The organism is Streptomyces flavusporus (assembly GCF_046267975.1).
GTDB classification, from domain to species: domain Bacteria; phylum Actinomycetota; class Actinomycetes; order Streptomycetales; family Streptomycetaceae; genus Streptomyces; species Streptomyces flavusporus.
Map to the genome: position 1 here is coordinate 3,277,628 of NZ_CP176503.1, position 20,483 is coordinate 3,298,110.

The 20,483-nt window shown below is 71.0% G+C and carries 22 protein-coding genes; 7 read left to right on the forward strand and 15 right to left on the reverse strand.

All coding sequences use genetic code 11. The features are described from left to right. The first annotated feature begins 48 nt into the window (after positions 1 to 48). Positions 49 to 519, forward strand: coding sequence for a GNAT family N-acetyltransferase (locus tag ACKTSN_RS15395; RefSeq protein ID WP_409469657.1), 471 nt, complete (start codon positions 49 to 51; stop codon positions 517 to 519). A 1,555-nt stretch (positions 520 to 2,074) separates the two neighbouring features. On the opposite strand, the gene ACKTSN_RS15400 is transcribed toward ACKTSN_RS15395, so the two are convergent. From ACKTSN_RS15400 to ACKTSN_RS15415, 4 genes are all read right to left on the reverse strand, one after another. Beyond that, a complete protein-coding gene (locus tag ACKTSN_RS15400) occupies positions 2,075 to 4,450 on the reverse strand; it encodes a GH92 family glycosyl hydrolase (RefSeq protein ID WP_409469658.1) in 2,376 nt (791 codons plus the stop codon). Positions 4,451 to 4,704: 254 nt separating this feature from the next. Then, positions 4,705 to 5,229 carry a hypothetical protein gene (locus ACKTSN_RS15405; protein WP_409469659.1) on the reverse strand — a complete coding sequence of 175 codons (525 nt, stop codon included), beginning with the start codon at positions 5,227 to 5,229 and terminating at the stop codon, positions 4,705 to 4,707. 82 nt (positions 5,230 to 5,311) lie between these two features. Continuing rightward, the gene (locus tag ACKTSN_RS15410; protein WP_409469660.1) at positions 5,312 to 5,965 is read right to left on the reverse strand and encodes a hypothetical protein; all 654 of its coding nucleotides are present in this window, start codon (positions 5,963 to 5,965) and stop codon (positions 5,312 to 5,314) included. An 86-nt stretch (positions 5,966 to 6,051) separates the two neighbouring features. Continuing rightward, positions 6,052 to 6,273: a hypothetical protein gene (locus tag ACKTSN_RS15415; RefSeq protein ID WP_409469661.1), complete on the reverse strand. Its 222-nt coding sequence runs from the start codon at positions 6,271 to 6,273 to the stop codon at positions 6,052 to 6,054. 95 nt (positions 6,274 to 6,368) lie between these two features. Here ACKTSN_RS15415 and ACKTSN_RS15420 point away from each other — a divergent pair, with 95 nt between their 5' ends. Further along, a complete protein-coding gene (locus tag ACKTSN_RS15420) occupies positions 6,369 to 6,554 on the forward strand; it encodes a hypothetical protein (RefSeq protein ID WP_409469662.1) in 186 nt (61 codons plus the stop codon). Between the two features lie 303 nt (positions 6,555 to 6,857). Here ACKTSN_RS15420 and ACKTSN_RS15425 read toward each other — a convergent pair whose 3' ends face one another. Next, positions 6,858 to 7,208 carry a winged helix-turn-helix transcriptional regulator gene (locus ACKTSN_RS15425; RefSeq protein WP_409469663.1) on the reverse strand — a complete coding sequence of 117 codons (351 nt, stop codon included), beginning with the start codon at positions 7,206 to 7,208 and terminating at the stop codon, positions 6,858 to 6,860. Positions 7,209 to 7,272: 64 nt separating this feature from the next. On the opposite strand from ACKTSN_RS15425, the gene ACKTSN_RS15430 reads away from it, so the two are divergent. From ACKTSN_RS15430 to ACKTSN_RS15440, 3 genes are all read left to right on the forward strand, one after another. Next, on the forward strand, positions 7,273 to 8,172 hold the full coding sequence (locus ACKTSN_RS15430; protein WP_409469664.1) for an LLM class flavin-dependent oxidoreductase: 900 nt from the start codon (positions 7,273 to 7,275) through the stop codon (positions 8,170 to 8,172). Further along, positions 8,169 to 9,479, forward strand: coding sequence for an FAD-binding oxidoreductase (locus ACKTSN_RS15435; protein ID WP_409469665.1), 1,311 nt, complete (start codon positions 8,169 to 8,171; stop codon positions 9,477 to 9,479). Before ACKTSN_RS15430 ends, ACKTSN_RS15435 begins: the two co-directional genes overlap by 4 nt. A 94-nt stretch (positions 9,480 to 9,573) precedes the next feature. Beyond that, on the forward strand, positions 9,574 to 10,224 hold the full coding sequence (locus tag ACKTSN_RS15440; RefSeq protein WP_409469666.1) for an FMN-dependent NADH-azoreductase: 651 nt from the start codon (positions 9,574 to 9,576) through the stop codon (positions 10,222 to 10,224). Between the two features lie 221 nt (positions 10,225 to 10,445). On the opposite strand, the gene ACKTSN_RS15445 is transcribed toward ACKTSN_RS15440, so the two are convergent. After that, the gene (locus ACKTSN_RS15445; protein WP_409469667.1) at positions 10,446 to 11,099 is read right to left on the reverse strand and encodes a hypothetical protein; all 654 of its coding nucleotides are present in this window, start codon (positions 11,097 to 11,099) and stop codon (positions 10,446 to 10,448) included. Positions 11,100 to 11,221: 122 nt separating this feature from the next. Between ACKTSN_RS15445 and ACKTSN_RS15450 the strand changes: the two genes are divergently transcribed. Then, the gene (locus tag ACKTSN_RS15450; RefSeq protein WP_409469668.1) at positions 11,222 to 11,434 is read left to right on the forward strand and encodes a hypothetical protein; all 213 of its coding nucleotides are present in this window, start codon (positions 11,222 to 11,224) and stop codon (positions 11,432 to 11,434) included. A 23-nt stretch (positions 11,435 to 11,457) separates the two neighbouring features. Here ACKTSN_RS15450 and ACKTSN_RS15455 read toward each other — a convergent pair whose 3' ends face one another. Then, positions 11,458 to 12,321, reverse strand: a complete 864-nt coding sequence (locus ACKTSN_RS15455) for a Rieske 2Fe-2S domain-containing protein (protein ID WP_409469669.1) — start codon at positions 12,319 to 12,321, stop codon at positions 11,458 to 11,460. A 52-nt stretch (positions 12,322 to 12,373) separates the two neighbouring features. Next, positions 12,374 to 12,553 carry a hypothetical protein gene (locus ACKTSN_RS15460; protein WP_385513291.1) on the reverse strand — a complete coding sequence of 60 codons (180 nt, stop codon included), beginning with the start codon at positions 12,551 to 12,553 and terminating at the stop codon, positions 12,374 to 12,376. Between the two features lie 219 nt (positions 12,554 to 12,772). Between ACKTSN_RS15460 and ACKTSN_RS15465 the strand changes: the two genes are divergently transcribed. Further along, positions 12,773 to 13,477 (forward strand): NAD(P)-dependent oxidoreductase, encoded by a 705-nt coding sequence (locus ACKTSN_RS15465; RefSeq protein ID WP_409469670.1) that lies wholly within the window; start codon positions 12,773 to 12,775, stop codon positions 13,475 to 13,477. Positions 13,478 to 13,492: 15 nt separating this feature from the next. Here ACKTSN_RS15465 and ACKTSN_RS15470 read toward each other — a convergent pair whose 3' ends face one another. The 7 genes from ACKTSN_RS15470 to ACKTSN_RS15500 form a co-directional block, all read right to left on the reverse strand. After that, positions 13,493 to 14,206, reverse strand: coding sequence for a TetR/AcrR family transcriptional regulator (locus ACKTSN_RS15470; protein ID WP_409469671.1), 714 nt, complete (start codon positions 14,204 to 14,206; stop codon positions 13,493 to 13,495). A gap of 86 nt (positions 14,207 to 14,292) precedes the next feature. Further along, on the reverse strand, positions 14,293 to 15,573 hold the full coding sequence (locus tag ACKTSN_RS15475) for an NDP-hexose 2,3-dehydratase family protein (RefSeq protein ID WP_409469672.1): 1,281 nt from the start codon (positions 15,571 to 15,573) through the stop codon (positions 14,293 to 14,295). Beyond that, on the reverse strand, positions 15,570 to 16,589 hold the full coding sequence (locus tag ACKTSN_RS15480; protein ID WP_409469673.1) for an NAD-dependent epimerase/dehydratase family protein: 1,020 nt from the start codon (positions 16,587 to 16,589) through the stop codon (positions 15,570 to 15,572). The genes ACKTSN_RS15475 and ACKTSN_RS15480 overlap by 4 nt, the downstream gene beginning before the upstream one ends. Then, positions 16,580 to 17,182, reverse strand: a complete 603-nt coding sequence (locus ACKTSN_RS15485) for a dTDP-4-dehydrorhamnose 3,5-epimerase family protein (RefSeq protein ID WP_409474836.1) — start codon at positions 17,180 to 17,182, stop codon at positions 16,580 to 16,582. The genes ACKTSN_RS15480 and ACKTSN_RS15485 overlap by 10 nt, the downstream gene beginning before the upstream one ends. A 5-nt stretch (positions 17,183 to 17,187) precedes the next feature. Beyond that, entirely contained in the window at positions 17,188 to 18,069 is an 882-nt protein-coding gene (gene rfbA, locus ACKTSN_RS15490) for a glucose-1-phosphate thymidylyltransferase RfbA (RefSeq protein WP_409469674.1), read from the reverse strand. Beyond that, positions 18,066 to 19,043 carry an L-tyrosine/L-tryptophan isonitrile synthase family protein gene (locus ACKTSN_RS15495; RefSeq protein ID WP_409469675.1) on the reverse strand — a complete coding sequence of 326 codons (978 nt, stop codon included), beginning with the start codon at positions 19,041 to 19,043 and terminating at the stop codon, positions 18,066 to 18,068. Before ACKTSN_RS15495 ends, rfbA begins: the two co-directional genes overlap by 4 nt. Positions 19,044 to 19,145: 102 nt before the next feature. Then, the gene (locus tag ACKTSN_RS15500) at positions 19,146 to 20,456 is read right to left on the reverse strand and encodes a cytochrome P450 family protein (RefSeq protein WP_409469676.1); all 1,311 of its coding nucleotides are present in this window, start codon (positions 20,454 to 20,456) and stop codon (positions 19,146 to 19,148) included. Positions 20,457 to 20,483 lie beyond the last annotated feature (27 nt).

The following is a 20,483-nucleotide window of genomic DNA, read 5'->3' on the forward strand; positions in this document are numbered from 1 at the left end:
TCACGTAGGCCCGGATGGCGCAGCTGCCGGATGCGGAAGGGATGTGGCATGAGATCCCCAGGCGTGCACCTACGGGAGATCACCGACGACAACCGGGATGCCGTTCGTGCCCTCCGCGTCCGACGTGACCAGAAGCAGTTCGTCGCCTCCGTATCCAAGTCGCTCAAGGAGGCGGCAAAGAAACCGAAGGCCAATCCCTGGTACCGCGCCGTGTACCGCGGCGACGAGCCGGTCGGCTTCGTGATGCTGTCGTGGAAACCGCTGGCCGGTCCTTACAAAGGACGGCACTTCCTCTGGCGTCTCCTCATCGACAAGCGGTACCAGGGGCGAGGGATCGGCCGAGAGGCGCTCCTGCAGATCGCCGCCCTGGTTCGCGCGGACGGCGCCACCGAGCTACTGACCAGCTACGAGCCCGGCGAAGGCGAGCCGTGGCCCTTCTACCAGAAGTTCGGGTTCGAGCCCACCGGGGAGATCGACGAAGGCGAGATCGTTCTGCGGCTCGCCTTCCCCACTCGGTGAGCTCATACGGAAACGCGGACGGTTTGACCTCCGGTGGCCACACGACGAAAAAGCTGGTGGGCACCTGGACGTCGATGCCCATCAGCTGCATGTCCGCGCCAAGTGACCGTTACCCCGCATCTGGCCATTCCTCCGGAGGCTCTGGCGGCTCCGGGGTAGCCTGCCTGGCTTTGTCCATTAGAACGGACAGCACTTCGACGCCGGTTCGGGAGCGTTCGGCGGCCGCTCATCGTGCTCGCGGCAGGCTGGCTACTCGGGGGCAGCGTGGGTGTCGGCACCGTGCTGTACGCACTCACCGTCGGCGCCATCACCCAGTTCTTCCTGCGCAGGTTCACCTACCGCAGTAACGACGACGCCCGGACGACCTAATGCCCCAGGAAACGTTTGCCCGTTAAGGAGCGGCGTCCGTGCGCAAGAGGGCGTGCCGGGCGCCGCGACGGGGCAAACGTTGCCTGTCGAGGCCCCTAGCAACCAGCGGCCGACGGCGTACGGCTGGGACACGACGAAGCCCCCGACCCATGCGGACCAGGGGCTAATACTCCAGCCGTACTTCTGTATTTGGCCTGGTCAGCGGCTTAGTCGCGAGGAGTGTAGCGGGGGTGCGGCGGGTGCGGGGTGGTGTTGGGAGACCCCTCCCGCGAACGAGTGCCCCCGCCGCATGTAATGACAGAGTCGGGAGCGTGCTTGGTGGCGTCGCCTCCAGCGGGACCAGCTCAGGGCGTGTTCGCGGTGTCCAGAACGGCGGCGGGGTTCAACTGCCAGCAGACGACGGACCTCGGCCGGTGTGAGGTCCACGAGGTGGGGCGTGTCGTCACTGCGACCGCAGTCGACCGCCAACTGCCATCAATGGCCGACTGACGAGCCCACATGACTCCATTGACCTCCCAGCCGATAGTTCGGGACGAAGCGGTCGTGCCAGACCGTGCCAGACCGTACGGGGAACCACGGGGAACACCGAGAACTGCGGCAACGACCGGCCGGACGCCAGCACCGCTCCGCCGCAGGTCAGCCCCGAAACCACCGCTGGAAAACCCAAGCTTCCCAAGCTGATGTCCTCTCATGCGGATCAGAGACGAGCGTCCAGCCGGCCACCGCGCATTTCGGTCTGCCGCTTCGTCCGGGCTGCGGCGCTGGGGCGCCGGTCCCGGCCGAGCGGCCTCAGCGGTGGGCGCCCCTCTCGCGGCGCAGTCGGCGCAGTACGACCGCCAGTCCGCCAGGGCTGGCACCGCGCAGACGACCGCGAGTGCCTAGAGCCCCCGGAGCTCGGGATGCTGCTGCCCCGGGACTCCGACGCCCACCAGCCGAACAGCACGGCACCGGCGATGAACACCGGCGTGGAGATCACTGCCAGCAGCAGCCGCAGGCCGACCGCGCTGCGCGCGGTGGTCGGCTCGGTGCCGCTGCGCGGGTGGCGGCGCCCGTACGTCCCTCACCGCGAATGGGTACGGGGCCCGCTGTGCTCGATGGACGGTGCTGCTCCTGCATGGCGGCCTCCCGTGGACGTGGGGCACGCACTATCTGCTACCTGCCTACCCGCGCTTCCAGCGTGGGTCGCTCACCCGGCCGGAGCGTTCACTTCCCGGCTGGGGGCACGGCCGGCCGGCCGTGTACCCCACCCCGACGGCCGCTGGCCGACGCGGAAGGACAGGTCCCGCCCGGCCCGGATGTCGTCCGTGGTGATCCAGGTCCGCGCGAGGTCACGTGTGCCGAGGCGCGCCGACTGCACGTAGCGGTTGGTTCCGTTGGTGCCGGGTGCCGAGATCCGGAAGCGGCCGCGCGGGTACCAGCCGCGGTAGAGCGCGATGTCCACCTGGTCGAACACGGGCGTCGACAGACCCCAGGTGCCAGTGCCCGGGAACACCGGGAACAAGCCCATCGCGGACAGCACCATCCACGACGACATCGTCCCCAGGTCGTCGTTGCCGGTGACCCCGTCCGGCGTGTCCGTGAACAGGGACAACGCGGCATGCACCACGTCGGAGGTCTTCCACGGGCTGCCGGTCGACAGATAGGTGTAGGGGGCGGCGAGGTCGGGTTCATTGTTCGGGTTGTACGTGTCCGCGTTGTCGTAGGCGTGAGGGTCGTTGACCCAGACCTCGCGCGCAGTGCCCACCGGGTCCTTCAGATGCTGTTTGTAGGCGAAGAAGGCGTCCAGGCGCCGCTCCGTCGCCTCGCGGCCGCCGAGGAGGGAGGTGAGGCCCGGCAGGTCCTGCGGCACCAGCCACAGGTACTGCCAGGCCGTGCCCTCGTGGAAGCCTTCGCTCCGCGCCGGGTCGGCCGAGCCCGTGAACGCGCCCTTGTCGTCCCGTGGCCGGAAGAACCCTGTGGACGGGTCAAAGATGTTGCGGTAGTTCTGCGCGCGGGCCGCGTAGCGCCGGGCGTCCGCCACATGCCCCAGGTCGCGGGCCATCTCGGACAGCGCCGCATCCGCGAGCGCATACTCCAGGGTCGCGGAGGCACCGTGGTGGACGTCGGGCCAGGCCTGCTTCTCCGTCGGTTTCTTCGGCAAGTGAGGCACGAAGCCCTTGGCCAGGTACATGGGGTTGCCGTCCCGGCCGACGTACGGCGAGGCGGCGGGCGGGACCCCGTCCGCGTTCTTCTTCAGCGCCCGGTAGGCCTGTTCCTCATGCCCTGTCAACAGCCTCTGCTGGTAGGCGTTGGTGAGGAAGGGGGTGACCGGGTCGCCGCTCATGACGTTGGTTTCGACCGTGGCATAGCCCCACTTGGGCAACCAGCCGCCCTGTTCGTCGACCTTCAGCAGCGACAGGGCCATGTCCTGTGACTCCCGCGGCGCGAGCAGGGCGAGCAACTGCGCCTGGGTGCGGTAGGTGTCCCACAGTGACCAGTTCTGGTAGTAGGTGAAGCCCTGCGAACGGTGCACCTTCTTGTCCCAGCCGGTGTAGCGGCCGTCGACGTCCTCACCGATGTTGGGGTGGAGCAGCGCCCTGTAGAGCGCCGAGTAGAAGGCGCGCTGCCGTTCCGTGCCGCCACCCTGTACGCGGACCTGCGCGAGCCGCACCTCCCACGCCCGCCGGGCCGCGGCCGCGGTGCCGTCGAAGGAGGCGCGGCTCTCGGCGGCGAGGTTGCGGGCCGCGCCGGCTTGGTCGACGTAGCTGATCGCGGTGACGGCCTCGACGTCGCGGTCCCCGCGGCTGGTGTCGAAGCGGACGTACGCGCCTCGGCGTCCGGGACCGGAGGAGGAGTCGCTGCCGTCGGTGACCGTGTCCCCCCTCCACGTTCCGTGGGAAGTGAAGGGCCGGTCGAAGCGGGTGACGGTGTGGACCGTGTACGGCTCGGTGCCCTGGGAGCAGAAGCCGCTGCCGGTGATGGTGGTGGCGACGGTGCGGTCGTCGAGGACGCGCACCCTGCTGTCGGTGACCTTGTGCAGGGCCTGTCCCGTGTTGAGCAGGACGTTGGCCTTCTCCGTCGCCGGGAAAGCGTAGCGCTGGTGGCCGGTGTGCGCGCCCGCAGTCAACTCGGCGGTGATTCCGCCGTAGTCGGCAAGACGGACCCGGTAGTAGCCGGGGGAGGCGGACTCCTCGTCGTGGCTGAAGGCCGAGGCGTAAACGGCGTTGTCGGTGCTGGTGACGTCTCCGGTCGTGGGCAGGACGGGGAGGTCACCGCCGAGGGGGCAGCCCACACCGGAGAGGTGGACCGCGGAGAACCCGCGGATACGGGAGTGGTCCCAGTCATAGCCGGTGTAGTGGCCGGTGTCGGGGGAGAGTTGGACCATACTGAACGGCACGGCGGCGCCGGGGAACGTGTTGCCACCGTTACGGGTGCCTATGAACGGGTTCACGAGGTCGGCGAGGTTGCCGGCGGGGGAGTCCCCTCCTGAAGAGGCGGGGGAGTCGAGCGCTCCGGTGAGGAGTACCGCCGCCACGAAGGCCCCGGTCAGTCGTCGGCGAGCTCGGTGCTTCGCGTCTGCCACGGGTGCCTCCTGGCGGGATGGCGTCGTCAAACCCTTTCGGGTTGATCACACCTGAGGATCATGCCTAGGCCCGTCAGGTGTCGCCGCTTCAGTTCACCCGTACGAGTGGAGTTGTGGGCTGTACGGATCGATCCCGCAGCCGTGCCCTGTCCGCGGGGATGGGTCCGCAAGGCCTCCTTCGGCGACTCCTCGCTGCCCGCACCGGATGACCCACCAGGCCCTCCGCGGACTGATCGGGTGCCTTGGGTGACCGCTCAGGCGCCGAGACTCTGGATGGTCTCCTTCACCAGACGGTTGCCCTTGGGCTCGTACCACGAGGTGTACGACGACAGCTTGGCAACCGCCGCGCCCAGCCACTCGGGATCGCCGAGCCGGTCCAGCGCCTTCGCCTCGGTGAGCTGGTTGAACAGCGCCTTCAGCACAATGACGTGGCCGCCCGTGTAACGGCGCTCATGATGCGTGTACCGCACCGACCACGGCTCGTACGGATGGCGCAGGATGCCGTGCAGGGAGCAGCCGTCGCGGCCCATGTCGGCACCGGGAGCAAAGCCCCCGACGAAGCCTCCGAAGGGGGTGACATGCCACCTCCGGTAAGCGGCACGCACCTTCAGCTCCACGAACTTGGACCACTCCATGGCGAGCAGTGGTGCCACCTCCCCGCGCCGGCGGTGCTCCAGACCTTCGGGCGTGAGCACGATGGACAGGCCGTCCTTCCGTGTCGGGTCCCCGATCACCCACCGGTCCCCGATCAGCTCCAGCGGCCCCAGGTGCTGCGCCATGGCCTCTCCCTCCGTCCTGCCGTCCGTCCGACCGGGAACATAACCGACGCCCGGAGACCGCCCACCGGCGTCCTCGATCGCGTCACCCGTGCCCGTGCTCCGCCGAGCCGCCGTCCTCGGTGTGCTCGGCCTCCTCGGCGACGGTGTCGCCGCCGAGGCCCGCCTGGACGGTGAAGTTCGCGGTGCGCACCTTGCCGTCGTGCTTGAAGTCAAGGAAGAGGCGGTAGGTGTGGGCGCTGGGCGCGGTGGCGGTGAAGGAGACGGTCGGCCCGGGCTTCGTCCTGGCGCCACCGGCTTCGCTGTTGGGGTGGACGTGCAGGTAGGCCAGGCCTCCGGCGCGCAGCGCCACCAGGTGCCCATACGCGCCGAGGTAGGGCTGCAGGTCGGTCACCGGCTTGCCGTCCTTGCGAACCTCGAAGGTCAGGTCCCGGGCGGAGCCGGTGTCGAGGTCCCCGTGCAGGGTGACTGTGTAGCCGTCGGCCCTGCTGGTGCTCACCTGCTGGGGCAGCTCTTGCGGCTCATAGTGCCCTGCGACCGCCAAGTCTGTGCCCAGGGTGAGGCTTTCACCGTCCTCGGCGGCCGGGGCGAAGTCCGCGAAGAGACGGTAGTCGCCGGCCGTCGGCAGGTTCACGGGCATGCGCCACGTGCCGTCGGCGGTACGCGTGGGGTGCAGGTGGCGGTAGACGGTCAGATCGCGGGAGGCCAGGATCAGGTGGAGCTCCTCCTCCTGCTCCACCTCATAGTCGGTGACCGGTCGCCCCTGCGCGTCGAGGATGGCGAACCGGATCTCGGCGCTGCGCCCGCGCTCGATCCGCGGGGTCTTCAGGTCGATCGAGTAGCCGTGGGCCGAAACCTGCAGCCCTCGGGTACTTCTGCGGCATTGCCCGCGCCGTCGGCCTCCGCCACCTCTGCCTCACGGCTCGTCTGCGTACCCGCCTTGGTATCCGCGTCGTCGGACCCGGCGAGGCTGCCCACTCCGTACGCCGCGCCCAACACGACGGCGAGTGCTGCGGCGAAGCCAGTGATCTTCGGCCAGGTGTTCATGAGAGTCTCCCCAGGAATGGCCCCCAGAGGGACGTCCCCGAGGGGAACCTATACGCCCAGGGGTATAGGCAACCGAGTGAATACACACCAGGGGTATGCGGGCGGTGGACGTGGACCTCGACGGCGGACGGGCCAGGGCCGTCTCCGACGGCGAACCGGACGACCGGCAGATCGCCAAGGTCGCCAACAAACCCGGCGACGAGGTCACCGGGTCTGGAATCCGACCCGGCCCGGCCGAGAACCTCTCACGATCCCGCTGCCGGGGGCGGTCGGGGACCTGACCACCGCCTCCCCCGACCTCGTGTACGTCCTGGTCAACGAGCACTGGTTCGCCCTGCGGCTGACGGGCCTGGGCGCCTTGCTGTCGGGGTGAGGCCATCGCCGTCGATGGTGTGGTGGTGGATGGGCCCGGTGCTTCGACCCAGGGGCGTGCCCGAGCCGTGACGCGTGTGGGCGATGATCTCCGCTTGACCGCCCCGCGGGGCCCACCAGCCACCCGGACACGAAGACCGGCCGGCAACGACCCGCGGAGTCCTGACCGAGTACTCTGCCCGCGGGCAGAGCCGCGCTCGCCGACGAGGAGGTTACGCGGGCGACGGAACGCGCCGCGCACCCCTGGGGCCCGAGCGGTGCATGCTCCACTGCGCGAGCGGGAGCAGGGCGTTCACCAGGGCCTGGCCGTCCGGGGCCAGCTGGTAGCGGATCTGTACGGGTGTGGTGGGGATGACGGTGCGTTCGATGAGGCCCGCGGCCTCGAGTTCCTTCAGGCGCTGGGAGAGCAGCCGGTCGGAGATGCCGTCGATCATGGCCCGGTACTCGCCGAAGCGCCGGGCGCCCTGGGCGGCGGCCTGCAGTACCGAACCCGTCCAGCGGCGTCCGACCATTTCGAGGGTGCCCTCGAAGCTCGGGCAGGTGTCGTCATGAATGGAGTTCACTTACAAAAGATTAGCACCTTACCCGTTGTTTTGCCGGCGGGGCGGTCCGGCCCACCCTGGACTCATGACCGACTACGGACGCCCGCTCTCCTTCGGAGTGAGCCTTGACCCCTCCGCCGGGGCATGGGCCCAGACCCGGCGCCTCGCGCGCACGGCGGAGGACTCGGGCCTCGACTACCTCGCCGTCCAGGATCACCCGTACCAGCCCGGCCACCTCGACGCCTGGACCCTGATCACGCACCTGTCGGCGGCCACCGACCGCATCTCCTTCCTCACCGGCGTCGCCGACCTGCAGCTGCGGCCGCCGGTGATGCTCGCCAAGGCCGCCGCGTCGCTGAGCGTGCTCACCGACGGACGGATCCAGCTCGGGGTCGGCGGGGGCGGCATCCCCGACGCCATCGCCTCGATGGGCGGACCGGCGCGACGCGGCCAGGACATGGTGGCGTTCACCGAGGAGTCCCTGGCGCTGCTGCGCACGGCCCTGGCCGGGGACGTCGTACGACTGCACAGCCCGTACCACTCCGTCGACGGCTACCGCGCCGGACCGGTGCCCCCCAAGCCCGTCGAGCTCTGGCTCGGCGCCCAGAAGCCCAGGATGCTCGCCGTCACCGGCCGGTCGGCCGACGGCTGGGTCGCTCCGCTGAACATCTACGTCCCGCCGCGGGAGGTGCCCTCGCGGCAGCGGATCATCGACGAGGCGGCCGCCGGCGCGGGCCGCGACCCGCGGACGCTGCGGCGCGTCTACAACGTGATCGGCGTGATCGGCGGCCACGGGGACGGACCCGGGCTCGTCGGCGATGTGCGGCGGTGGGTGGACACCCTCACCGAGTGGGCCGCCGACCTCGGCTTCGACACCTTCGTCTTCTGGCCCGCCACCGACCCCGAGCGGCAGCTCGCGCTCTTCGCCGGCGAGGTCGTGCCCGCGGTGCGCGAACGCCTCGACGCCCTGCGGAGCGGGCGATGAACGCCGCCCTCTCCGCCGTGCCGGCCGAGCTCGCGGGCAAGGTGGTCACGCCCGGCGACCGCCGCTACCGGCCGCTCCGCTCCACCTACACCACCGTCGGCCGCCCGGCCGCCGTCGTCCTGCCCGAGTCCGCGGGCGACGTCGCGGCGGCGCTGCGGCTCGCACGGCAGACGGGGCTTCGGGTGGCCGTCCGCAGCGGCGGACACGGCCTGTCCGGCCGGGGCACCAACGACGGCGGGCTCGTCATCGACCTGAGCGCGCTGCACCGGGTCGACGTCATCGACCGCGGCTCCCGCCTGGTCCGCGTCGAGGCGGGCGCCCGCTGGGCCCAGGTCGCCCAGGCGCTCGCCCCGCACGGGCTCGCCATCAGCTCGGGCGACCACGGCAACGTCGGCGTCGGCGGCCTCGCCACCGGCGGCGGCGTCGGCTGGCTGGTGCGGCAGTACGGGCTCACCATCGACCACGTCCGTGCCGTCGAGGTCGTCCTGCCCGACGGAACCGCCGTGCGCGCCGATGCCGAGGCCGAGCCCGACCTGCTGTGGGTGATGCGCGGGGCCGGCGCGGGAGCCGGGATCGCGGTGGCCTTCGAGATCGAGGCCATGGAACTGCGTGACGTCGGCCACGCACAGCTGATCGCCGCGGTGGACCCGGCCGGCCGGACACTGCGCCGCTGGGCCGACGTCATGGCGCGGGCACCGCGCGAGCTGTCGACGGCGGTGACGCTGTCCGCGCGGGGCACCGCCGCCGCCGCGTTCATCACCGCGGTCGTGGCCTCGGACCGTCCGTCCGTCATCCGCGACGCCATCGAACCGCTCCTCGGCATCGGCGACGTGATGGTCCAGCAGGCCCACGTCGTCCCCTACCCGGAGCTGGTCCCACCGCACCATCTGCACGCCAACACCGGCCAGATGCCCGCCAGCACGACCAACGGGCTGCTCACCGACATGACCCCGGACACCGCCCGCGCACTGGTCACCGCGTCGGCCGCCCCCCACCCGGTCCTGATCCAGCTGCGTTCACTCGGCGGCGCGACCCACGACCCGGCCCCCTCGGCCACCGCGTTCGCCCACCGCCACCAGAACACCCTCGTCATCGCCACGGCGTTCCCACCCGACGCCCCCGCCACACTGGCCGCCGCCTGGGCCCCCCTCGCCCCGCACACCGACGGCGCCTACGTGAACTTCGAGAGCGCCCCCGACCAGGCGACGCTCGCCCGCGCCTACCCGGGACCCACCGGCACCCGCGTTACCGACCTGTGGAAGCGCTACGACCCCGACGGCGTCCTGCGCCCCCGGCCGCCGGCCTGACCACGGCCCCACCGACCACCTCACCGACCACGAGCCCCCCGGCACCCGCCGCGGACACCCGCCCTACCAAGCCACCCCTCACCGGAGACACTCCATGGCCACGTTGCTGCACATCGACTCGTCCGTGTTCCCCGCCTCCGCCTCCGCCTCCCGCGCCGTCACGGAGACCTTCCGCACCACCTGGCAGGAACAGCACCCCGAGGGCACGGTCATCTACCGCGACCTCTCCGCCCACCCCGTCCCGCACATCACCGCCCACGCCCACACGGCCGGCTTCGCCGATCCGGACGCCCACACCCCCGAGCAGGCCGCCGCCTTCGCCGAACGCCTGAAGCTGATCGAGGAGCTGGAGCGGGCGGACGCGGTGCTGATCGGCGCCCCGATGTACAACTACACGATCCCCTCCACCCTCAAGGCCTGGCTGGACAACGTGATCCTCTTCGGCCGCACCTCGGGCGAGAACCCCTCCGCCAAGGGCACCCCGGTCACCGTCGTCGCCAGCCGCGGCGGCTCCTACGCCCCCGGCACCCCGAAGGAGCCCTACGAGTACGTGCAGAACTACCTGACGGCGACCCTCGCCGACATGCTCGCCCTCGACCTGGACTTCATCGTCCCCGAACTCACCATGGCCCCGCACGTCCCGGCCATGGCCGAACTGGTGCCGCTCTTCGAAACCTCCCGCGACCGCGCCTTCCAGGACGCGGCCACCAAGGCGAAGACGCTCGCCGAACGCCTCGCCGCGTAAACGGCACCTCTCGAACGCCGTGTGACGTCCTTGCCATCAGGACGTCACACGGCGTTCCCGTGAGCTGGTGCAGGCTCCCAACGCGTCACCGGCTGTCGTACTCGTCGTGGCGGCGCCACCAGAAACCGGTCTCGTTGCGGCCGAGTGGTGCGCGGTCGAGCCACTGGGCTCCAGCCGGGCGACGAGCCACTCCTGACGTGTTCCGGCCTTGTGCTCGGTCATCACTTGTTCGTGTCCGAGTCCAGGTGCTTGATCTTGATCCAGTCGCGGGAGCGGCGCCCGGGCAGGTAGGGGCTGGTGAGGCGTTTCGCGACCACGCCGTCGTAGCCCTCGATGGTGCTCTGCTCCATTGCCTCGGCTGCCATCGAGGGCCACGCCGCGGGCACGGCGACGGCCGGTCCGGACAGCGCGAGGTCGTCGAGGAGGTCGCGGCGCGCGGTGTAGGGCAGGTGCACGGTCGGCTCCCCGAGATGAAGGATGTCGAAGAGCATCAGCCTGACGGGCAGGTCCCTGGCGCCGTGCGCGATCGCGTCCGGGTGGTGCAGACTCATGCGCTGCTGCAGCCGCTGCACGGACGGGCGGCCCTCGAGGTCCCGGGCGACGATCTCCCCGTCCAGCACCGCCTCCGGCCCGGGCAGCAGAGCGGCCAGCGCCTGGAGCTCCGGGTACTGGGCGGTGACGTCCATCCCGTTGCCGGCCACCAGCCGCAGGCTGCCGTTCCCCGGCAGGTGGGCGATCACGCGGGCCCCGTTCCAGAGCGTTTCGTACGCGTACTCGGCCTCGGCTTCCGGTCCCGGTGGCGGGCCGATCACCGCCAGCATCGGGGACAGCGCGGGCAGCACGCGGGGAGCGTCGGAGGACGGGTGCACGCTCATGGTTTCCAGCGTGCGCCCGTCGGCGTGGATCGGCCACTTGCCGCCGGTGCGGACGGAGTAATTGGATTTATCGTGGTCTGGGAACCCTGGTCGTAGGTGCTCCTGGCGTCGCGGGAGTCGACATGAAAGTCCAAATGATCCAACGGGCCGCTGACGTGCTGTTCGACATCCCGGGTGAGGTGCATGAGGAGATCATCGCGCTGATCCGGGCCGTGGCCGAGGACCCGGAGACACAGGTCGCGGATCTGGCCGCAGCGTTCGGTGAATGGTGCTGGCTTGTGTACACCCGCCGTGGTGACGTGATCGAGGTGCTGGACGTCGGCTGCGCTCGCTGACGTCCACCTGCCACCCGGCACCGTCACTGCGCGTGTCCCTCCCTCAGCCGGATCTCGACCAGACCGTCGTTGAGGCGGACGTCGAAGGAAGGCTGCGGTGCCGTGGCCGGTCCGGCCACGCAGGCGCCGTCCGCGAGCCGGAACGTGCTGCCGTGCCAGGGGCAGATCACGCAGCCGTCGCTGATCTCGCCCTTGGACAGGGGACCCGAGAGGTGGGCGCACCGGTCCGCCAGCGCGTGCAGCTCTCCGGTGCCCTCGGAGTCCCGCACGAGCAGCACAGGGACCTCCCCGACCATCCGCCGGACGACACTGCCGCGCGGGAACTCCTCCGGGTCACCGACCGGATGCCAGCCCTCGTAGATCAGGTGCGGCACGGACTGGCTGTGGTTCACGCCGGCCGCCTGCCGGTACGCCAGGTGGCCGCCGAGGAACCCGCCGGCCGTGGCGGCCGCCAGTCCGGCGAAGCCGAGCAGCCGGCCACTCCGCCCCCTGCTGCGGGCCACGAGCGAGGCCGCGTAGCAGGCGACGGCCGTGGTGTTCGCCGCCGCGTGCACCACGCCCACGCGCTCCTGCTCGGGAAACTGGTCCGCGAAGTCGACGGCCCCCGCCAGCGCGGCCGGGACCGCGGTGGCGAGCCCCGTGGCGACCAGCAGTCGGGCAGCGCGCTCGTTGCCGCGGGTCAGATCGAGCAGCGCAGCGGATGTCCAGGCCCCGATGGGAGCCTGCACCAGCGCCGGGTGCAGCGGGTGACCCTGCCAACGGCCGCGCAGCGCGTCCCGTACGGGCCCGAGGGGGAGCGCGTGGACGCGCGTCCGTACGGGGGTCGCGATGCGGTCGAGGCGGTCGGCGTCCTCCAGCGCTTCGATCTTCGACAGGGGATTGCGCATGTACGCCGGGTTACCCGATCACCCCGGCAAAAACGGCCCCCGTCCCGGTGGCTCACTCTCTCCTCGAGACGTCTTCCATCCGCTCGCCCTCGGCTTGGGAGGGTTCGGTCCTGGGCACGTCCGGGTGCTGTTCCATGGCGCTGCGCTCGCCCGGTTCGTTGCGTTCGCCTTCGGCCTGCGACGGGGTGAGAGCGTACAGCCACTGGTCGGAATCCGAGGCTCTGGACTGCATGACGGGCCTCCTTCGCTCGCTAACCCCATAATCCACCTTCGGCGGTGCGAAAGAAGCCCGAGGCCGACCGGGACGAGTCCAGGTGCGTGCGCCGCATGTCGAAGTGCGAAACCCCCGCTCCTCACCCCCGATCCGGGACTGGTACGTTGTTCTAGAGCTGGATCACTGTACGAATACCCGATCGTTGTCCGGCACAAAGTCGGCCGACAGGAGGAACTCGTGAAACTGGTCATCTTCGGCGCGAACGGCCCGACCGGGCGGCTGGCCACGGAGCAGGCGCTCGCCGAGGGCCATTCGGTCACCGCCGTGACCCGCCGACCCGACGCCTTCCCGCTGAGCGGCGCCGCGTTACGGGTGGCCGGCGCGGACATCATGGACGCCGAGGCCGTGGACCACGCGGTGGCCGGCCATGACGCGGTCATCTCCACCGTCGGCGTGCCGTACACCAAGGAGCCGGTGACCGTCTATTCGGAGGGCACCGCGAACGTCGTCCAGGCCATGCAGTCGCACGGCATCCGGCGGCTGGTCTGCGTCAGCTCCATCGGCGTCAACTACGAGGACGCCCCCGGTGAGGCCTTCATCTTCCGGAAGCTGATCGTGCCGGTGCTGCTCAGGATGGGCCGCCCCCTGTACGACGACGCGGCCCGGATGGAGGAGATCGTGCGCGCCGGCGACCTGGACTGGACGATCATCCGCCCCGCCGGCCTCTTCGACGGTACGACCACGACCGACTACGTCGTGAGCACAACCCGCCACCCGGGCTGGTTCACCTCGCGCAAGGACCTCGCGGACGCACTGGTCCGCGAAGGCGTCGACAACCGCAACGTCGGCGCCACCGTCGAGGTCATCACCACCCAGGGCGTACCCAGCTACTTCCAGGTCTTCGTCAAGGAGGCCCTGCACATCGGCGGCAACAAGAAGTAACCGCCGGACCGGGCGTCAGCGCGAGGCGGCGATCTGCGCCTGCAGTCCGTCGAGGACGTACTTCAGGCCGAGCTCGAAGTTCTCGTCCCAGGCGTCGTCCAGCACGTACTCGTACTCGACCAGCGTGGGGTACTGCTCCTGCCGCATCCTCAACTGCTCCTGCGCGGCGGTCCGTTCGGCGCCGGACCAGCGCAGGCTGGACTGACTGGCGGTGGAACCCTGAACGTGGTTGTACAGCACCCAGCAGGCGGCCTGAACCTGCCGCCCCTCCAACCCGGCCCGGGCCAGGGTCGCCTGCAGGAACTCCAGCCAGGTCAGGAAGTTCGGCCCGATCGACGGCCGGCGACGCAGCGGCAGCGCGGCGGACCACGGGTGCCGTAGGAGCATGGCCCGGCATCCGGAGAGGAGGGCCACCACGTTCTCCTGCCAGCTACCGGTGTCCCCATCGGGGAGCGGGGCCTCGGCGAAGATGGCGTCGATCGCCAGGTCGATGACGTCGTCCTTGGTGTCGATGTGCCAGTACAGGGTCGTGGCACCGACTCCGAGACGCTCCGCGAGGTGGCGCATGGTCAACCGCTCCATGCCCTCCTCGTCCAGCAGGGCGATCGCCGCCCCGGTGATGCGCTCCCTGGACAGCGGCGGCTCGTTGCGCGGCGTGGGCGGGCGGCGCAGCCAGACGCTCTGCGCGGCTCCGGAGCTCGCGCGACCGCTGCTCCGCGGCTTGCTCACGATGACACCCACCGCCCTTTCCCGGCTCTTCGTAGGGGCGAGCCTCATGGTAGTACATTGATCGGCGCGCTCGATCAATGTACTGGTTACCCGATCATCGTTCGAGACCTCGAAGACGCGCAGGTACGCGGGGCGGCCGCCCGGTGGCGGCCGCCCCTCTCACAGGCGTACGGAGCCGGAGTTGACGCAGGCCAGTAGGGTGCGCCGCCCTGCTCCGCGGCCCGCAGGACCGCCGTCAGGAACGGCGGCCGGTCCGCGGCGGGGACCGGCTCCCAGTCGCGTGGGGCACACTGCACGGTCGGGGCCAGTTCGACCCGGTTCAGGTATCCCGCCTCCACGCGCGCGTGCACGAGCAGATGCGGTACGCCGCCCAGGCGCCGGAACAGAAAGGCCGCCACGCCCGTGCCGCAGGGCTCGATCAGGGGCTGGGACCAGCCGGTGACCTCGCGGTTCCCGGCCTCGACGGCGACACCGGTGACCTTGAAGAAGCGGCCGTCGGGGCGGCGGATGCCGTCCGCGTCCCGGGTCCAGCCCTCGACGTCGGCGAGCGGCATGAGCCGGACGTCGACGTCGTGCCGGGCGCGTTCGGCGGTGAACCAGGAGAGCAGTTCGAGGTCGGAGTGCAGGGCGCCCGCCTCGGTCTCGGGCAGCGGCAGACAGCCCAGGACGGTACGGGCGTCCATGTTGACGAGGTTGTCCAGCCGCAGCAGCTCGCCGAGCTGGCCGAGGGTCAGCCAGATGTGGTCGGGGCCGCACGGCACCTCGGTGTCGGCGGCTTCGACCAGCATGTTGCGGTTGGCCTTGCGGTAGAACCAGGCACCGTGCTCCGACTGGAGCGAGTCGGCGAGCACCAGGTGGGGCGGGGCGCCCGTGAAGTGCTCCAGGTACTTCACCGACGAACCGGCGTGCACGCGCTGGTAGTTGCTGCGGGTGGCCTGCACGGTCGGCGAGAGCTGGATCAGGTTGGGGTTCCCGGGCTCCATCTTCGCCTGCATCAGGAAGTGCAGGACGCCGTCGAACTCCTTGGCGAGGATGCCGAGGATGCCCACCTCCGGCTGGTGGATGACGGGCTGCTGCCAGCTGCCGTACGGCCCCTCGTCGACCCGTGCGGCCAGGCCGCGCACGGCGAAGAACCGGCCGCTGCGGTGCACGAGGTCACCGGTGCCGGGGGCGAAGGACCACTGCTCGAGCCGGTCCAGCGGCACCCGGCGGACGGTGAAGCGGTGGGCGCGGGCCCGCTCGGCGAGCCAGCTGGTGACGTCCTGCGTACGCAGGTGATGGCCCGCCCCGGTCACGGCGGCGGACCGGGCCAGCCGCGCGGGCAGGTCCGCCGCGACCCGGGGACGCAGCAGCGCGGCGGTGCTCATGCCCGGCCTCCCCCGACCGCCTGTTCGGCCGGATCCGTCTCGTCCGCGAGATGGTGCACCGTCCGCCGCAGCGCCTCGCCGAGCTCGGTGCGCGGCTCCCAGCCGGTGACGGACCGGAACGCGGAGGCGTCGATGGTGATGCTGCTGAAGTCCCCGGCCTCGGCGTGCTCGGGCGGCGGCACCGACAGCACCGGTACGCGCGGCCGCCCGGTGCGTTCCGCGACGAGGTCGGCGACCTGCTCGAAGACGGGCCCGAGGGGCCGGCCCTCGCCGGTGCCGAGCAGCCAGTGGCGCCCGGCCAGCGCCTCGGCGTGGTCCAGGCCGGCGACCACGGCGCGGGCCAGGTCGTCGATGTACAGCAGGTCGCGGCGGACCGTCCCGTCGTGCCACATCGTCAGGGGTTCCCCCGCCAGCGCGCGGCGGGCCATCGCCGAGACGACGCCGCGGTCGCGGGCCGTGGGCCCGGCGCCGGGCCCGAACACGGTGGGCAGCCGCAGCGACGTCCCGCACAGCACACCGCGGGCGTCGGCGTCGAGCAGCAGCCGCTCGGCGGCCAGCTTCTGACGGTCGTACGGGCCCTTCGGGCGGTCCGGTTCGGTGCCATCGAGGACCGCCTTGCCGGTCGGGCCGACCTGGGACGCGGCGCCGGTGAACACGACCTTCGTGCGGGGCCCGGCCGGACGGTCGGCGAGGGTGTCGACGACGTCGCGGACGAGACCCACGTTGACCCGCTCGGCGGCCGTGTCGCCGTCCTCGATCCGCCAGGTGGCGGTGGCCGAGCTGTACAGCGTGGCGAGGACGACCGCGTCGGCGTCCGCCACGGCGTCGGCCGTCTCGCCCGGCTCGGTGAGGTCGGCGGCCCGTACCTCGACGTCGGCGCGTGCCCCGGGCGGGACGGCCGCGGGGCGCCGGGAGACCGCCCGGATCCGGACCGGGCGGGCGGCGAGTTCCCGCAGGACGGCCGAGCCGACGAAGCCGGTGGCGCCGAGCAGGGCGATGGTGGGGGTCACGGCCACAGCGCGGCCTCCACTTCACGGCAGGTGTCGTAGGCGGGCAGCAGGCCCTTCTCCCGCGCCTCGGCGAGCGTGGGGGCGCTGCTGTCCCGGGCGGACAGCCGCAGCTCGGGTGCGTCGGGCAGCGGCAGGCCGAGCGCCGCATCCAGCGGGGACACCGCCAGCTCGTGCTCGGGGACGTACCCCTCCGACATCACGTACACGACGATCGAGTCGTCCTGCTGGGACAGGAAGGCGTGGCCGACGCCGACCGGGATGTACAGCGCACGGCAGTCCGCGCCGCTGAGCTCGGTGGCCTCCCACCGGCCGAAGGTGGGCGACCCCACCCTGAGGTCGACGAGGAAGTCCAGCACCCGTCCGTACGGGCAGTAGACGTACTTGGCCCGGCCGGGCGGGGTGGCGGTGTAGTGGATGCCGCGGAGCACCCCGCGGGCGGACACGTTGTGGCTGATGTCCCTGACCGGGAACAGCGGCCGGCCCAGGGCCGCGGAGAACGTGGCCTCCTGGTACGGCGACGCGAAGCATCCCCGGTCGTCCCCGAAGACCTGGGGGGTGAACTCGCGGACGCCCTCGATGGCCGGCGTGCGCACCTGCATGACGCTCACTCGCTCTTCTCCTTGGCAGTGGTGATCTCCAGCAGGTACTGGCCGTACGGCGAGTGGGACAGGGCCAGTCCGAGCCGGTGGCAGGTGTCGGCGTCGATGTACCCCATGCGCCAGGCGATCTCCTCGATGCAGCCGATGCGCACGCCCTGTCTGCGGGAGAGGATCTGCACGTACTGGCCGGCCTCGGTGAGCGCGTCGTGGGTGCCGGTGTCGAGCCAGACGAAGCCCCTGCCCAGCTGGACGAACTCGGCCTTCCCGCGCTCCAGATAGGCCCGGTTGACGTCGGTGATCTCCAGTTCGCCGCGGTCGGAGGGGCGCAGCCCGCGGGCGATGTCGACGACGTCGTTGTCGTAGAAGTACAGCCCCGTGACGGCCAGGTTGGAGCGCGGCGCCTCGGGCTTCTCCTCCAGGCGCAGGAGACGGCCGGAGGCGTCCACCTCGCCGACCCCGTACCGCTCGGGGTCGCCGACCGGGTAGCCGAACAGGACGCAGCCGTCGATGTCCCGCGCGCTGGTGCGCAGGATCTCGCCGAAGCCCGGCCCGTGGAAGAGGTTGTCGCCGAGGACCAGCGCGACGGAGTCGTCGCCGATGTGCTCGGCGCCGACGACGAAGGCGTCGGCGATGCCCCGGGGTTTGTCCTGTTCGGCGTAGGTGAGCCGCAGTCCGAGCCGGGAGCCGTCGCCGAGCAGCCGCTGGAAGCCGGGAACGTCCTGCGGGGCGGCGATGATCTGGATCTCGGTGATGCCGGCCAGCATCAGCACGGACAGCGGGTAGTAGATCATGGGCTTGTCGTAGACCGGCAGCATCTGTTTCGAGACGCCCAGCGTGATCGGATACAGCCGGGTCCCGTGGCCGCCGGCCAGGATGATCCCCTTCATGCGCCGGTCCCCTCGGCCGCCCCGTCGGCAGCCGTCGCCTCGAAGTGGCTCGGCCGGCCGTCCTCGTACACCTCGCGGCCCAGGCGCTCGGCGTCCCGGCGGTGCATCAGCTGCCAGGTGCCGTCGGCGTGCCGGAGCACCACGGAGTGCCACGGCGTGGTCCACACGTCGGCCGCGCCGACCAGCCGGATACCGAACTTGGCCTCACCGCGGCTCTGCGGGTGGATGGACAGCCGGACGTTGCGCGGATGGTGCTCGGCGATCAGCTCGCCCCAGGCCCGGCTGCGGACGATGACCTCGTAGGCGCGGCGGCGGCAGTCCCGCTGGAGCGCCGAGCGGGAGCCGTCCCACTCCGCCACGTCCTCCATCAGGAACTTGGTGATGCCGCGGTACATGCGCAGGGTGGACTCGTCGCTGCGCACCTCCTCGCGGAGTTCCTCGACCGACGGGCCGAGGGTCTCGGCGGCGACCTTGCGCTTCTCGTCGTACGACAGGTCGGGGCCGTAGACGTCCTTCAGGTCGAAGGTGTCGAGATGCGCGTCGAGTCCCTCGGCGCGGATCATCGCGCGCAGCTCGCTGCCGTAGGCGTCGATGTGCTCGTCGGGGACGCCGATGACGTCACCGAAGATATGTCCGTCGGAGCAGATCAGGATCTTCGCGCCGGGGGCGTACACCTTGCCGATCTCCGCGCACAGGGAGCCCAGGAAGCGCAGCGCCAGCCGCTCCCCGTGGTCCGGTAAGTGGCTGAGGACCTTGTCCGGGTTGGGCGACTTGCAGGGGAAGCCGGGCAGGCTGAAGATCACCGGTTCGTCCCGCCGGACGAAGTCGCCTATCTGGCGCAGCTGCTCCGGGAAGTCGTGGGCGGTGTCCAGGTGCGGATCGGGCTCGGCGGCCCTGCGGTGCGGGAGCAGCAGTTCCAGGATCTCGCGGCTGACGCGTTCGGCCGCGGAGGCATGGGTGAAGGTGGTGGACATCTGGGACATGGGTCATCGACTCGCTTCCGCTGAAGGCTGGACGCAGAGATGCCGTCGGGTGGCAGTTCTGCGGTACGTGGCCGGGGGACGGCGGCCGGACGCTCAGTTCGTTCGGTGCCGTACGGGGCAGCCGGTGGCCGGAGCTGCCTGTGAGGTGCCGTAGGAGACGGGCAGTTGGTTGACGCCGCGCGCGAGGACGGCGCCGATCCACTCGAGGTCCTGGTCCGCGACGGCGAGTCGCAGTCCGGGCAGCCGGGTGAGCAGCGCGCGCAGGGCGATCTGGAGTTCGATACGGGCAAGGGCGGCACCCGGGCAGAAGTGGATGCCGTGGCCGAAGGCCAGGTGCGGGTTGGGTGTGCGGTCCAGGTCGAGGGTGTCGGCGTCGGGGAACCGTTCCGGGTCGCGGTTGGCGGCGCTCAGCGACACGATGACCGAGTCGCCGGCCGGGACACGGGTGCCGAAGAGGTCGGCGTCCTCGGCGAAGAACCGCCAGGTGGTGAGCTCGAAGGCGCTGTCGTAGCGCAGGAGTTCCTCCACGGCCCGGGCCAGCAGCCCCTGCTCGCCCGCTTCGCCGTCCCGCACGGCGTCCTGCAGCCGCCGCAGCTCGGCGGGGTGGCGGAGCAGGGCCACGAGGGCGGTGGTGATCTGGTTGGTCACCGGCTCCTGTCCGGCGACCAGCAGCTGGAAGACGACGGAGTCGCGCTCCTCCTTGCCGATCGCGCCCTCCTGGCACGCCACGACGAGCTTGGTGAGCAGGTCGTCGCCGGGGTTCTGGCGCTTGTCCTCGGTGACCTCGGCGATATAGCCCTGCAGCCCGCGCAGGCGCCCCTCGTACACCGGCCGCTGCGGGTCGGTGGGGCCGACGGGCTGCACGACCTTGCCCCAGTCGCGGTCGAACCGCGCCGCCAGGGCCTCGGGCAGGCCGATCACTTCGGCGAGGACGCGGAAGGGGAAGTGCGCGGCGAAGACGCCGACGACATCGAGCTCCCCGGACTCCCCGGTATCGGGGTTGTCGAGGGCCGCGTCGAGCAGTTCGGTGGCGATCTCTTCGAACCGGGGCCGCATGCGCTCGACATGGCGGGGGGCGAACGCCTCGGTGACCATTTTCCGCATCACCGTGTGCTTCGGCGGGTCCTGGTGCAGCAGATGGACCTGGAGCTGTGAGTGCTGCGGTTCCGGCATGATGGCGGCGCGCTCGCGCCAGGCGCTGTTGCCGAGGTCGTGGTTCTTGCCGAGACGGTCGTCGTTCAGCGCGCTGTGCGCGGCCTCGTAGCCGGTGACCAGCCATGCGTTGACGCCGCTGGGGAAGTGGACCCGGTGCACCGGGCCCTCCTCGCGGAGCTTTCGGTACAGCGGGTACGGGTCGGTCTTGTACTCCTTGCCGTAGAGGGGCAGCGGTTCGGAGTTCGGCATGGCAGGGCGCTTCCTTCCTGAGGGAAA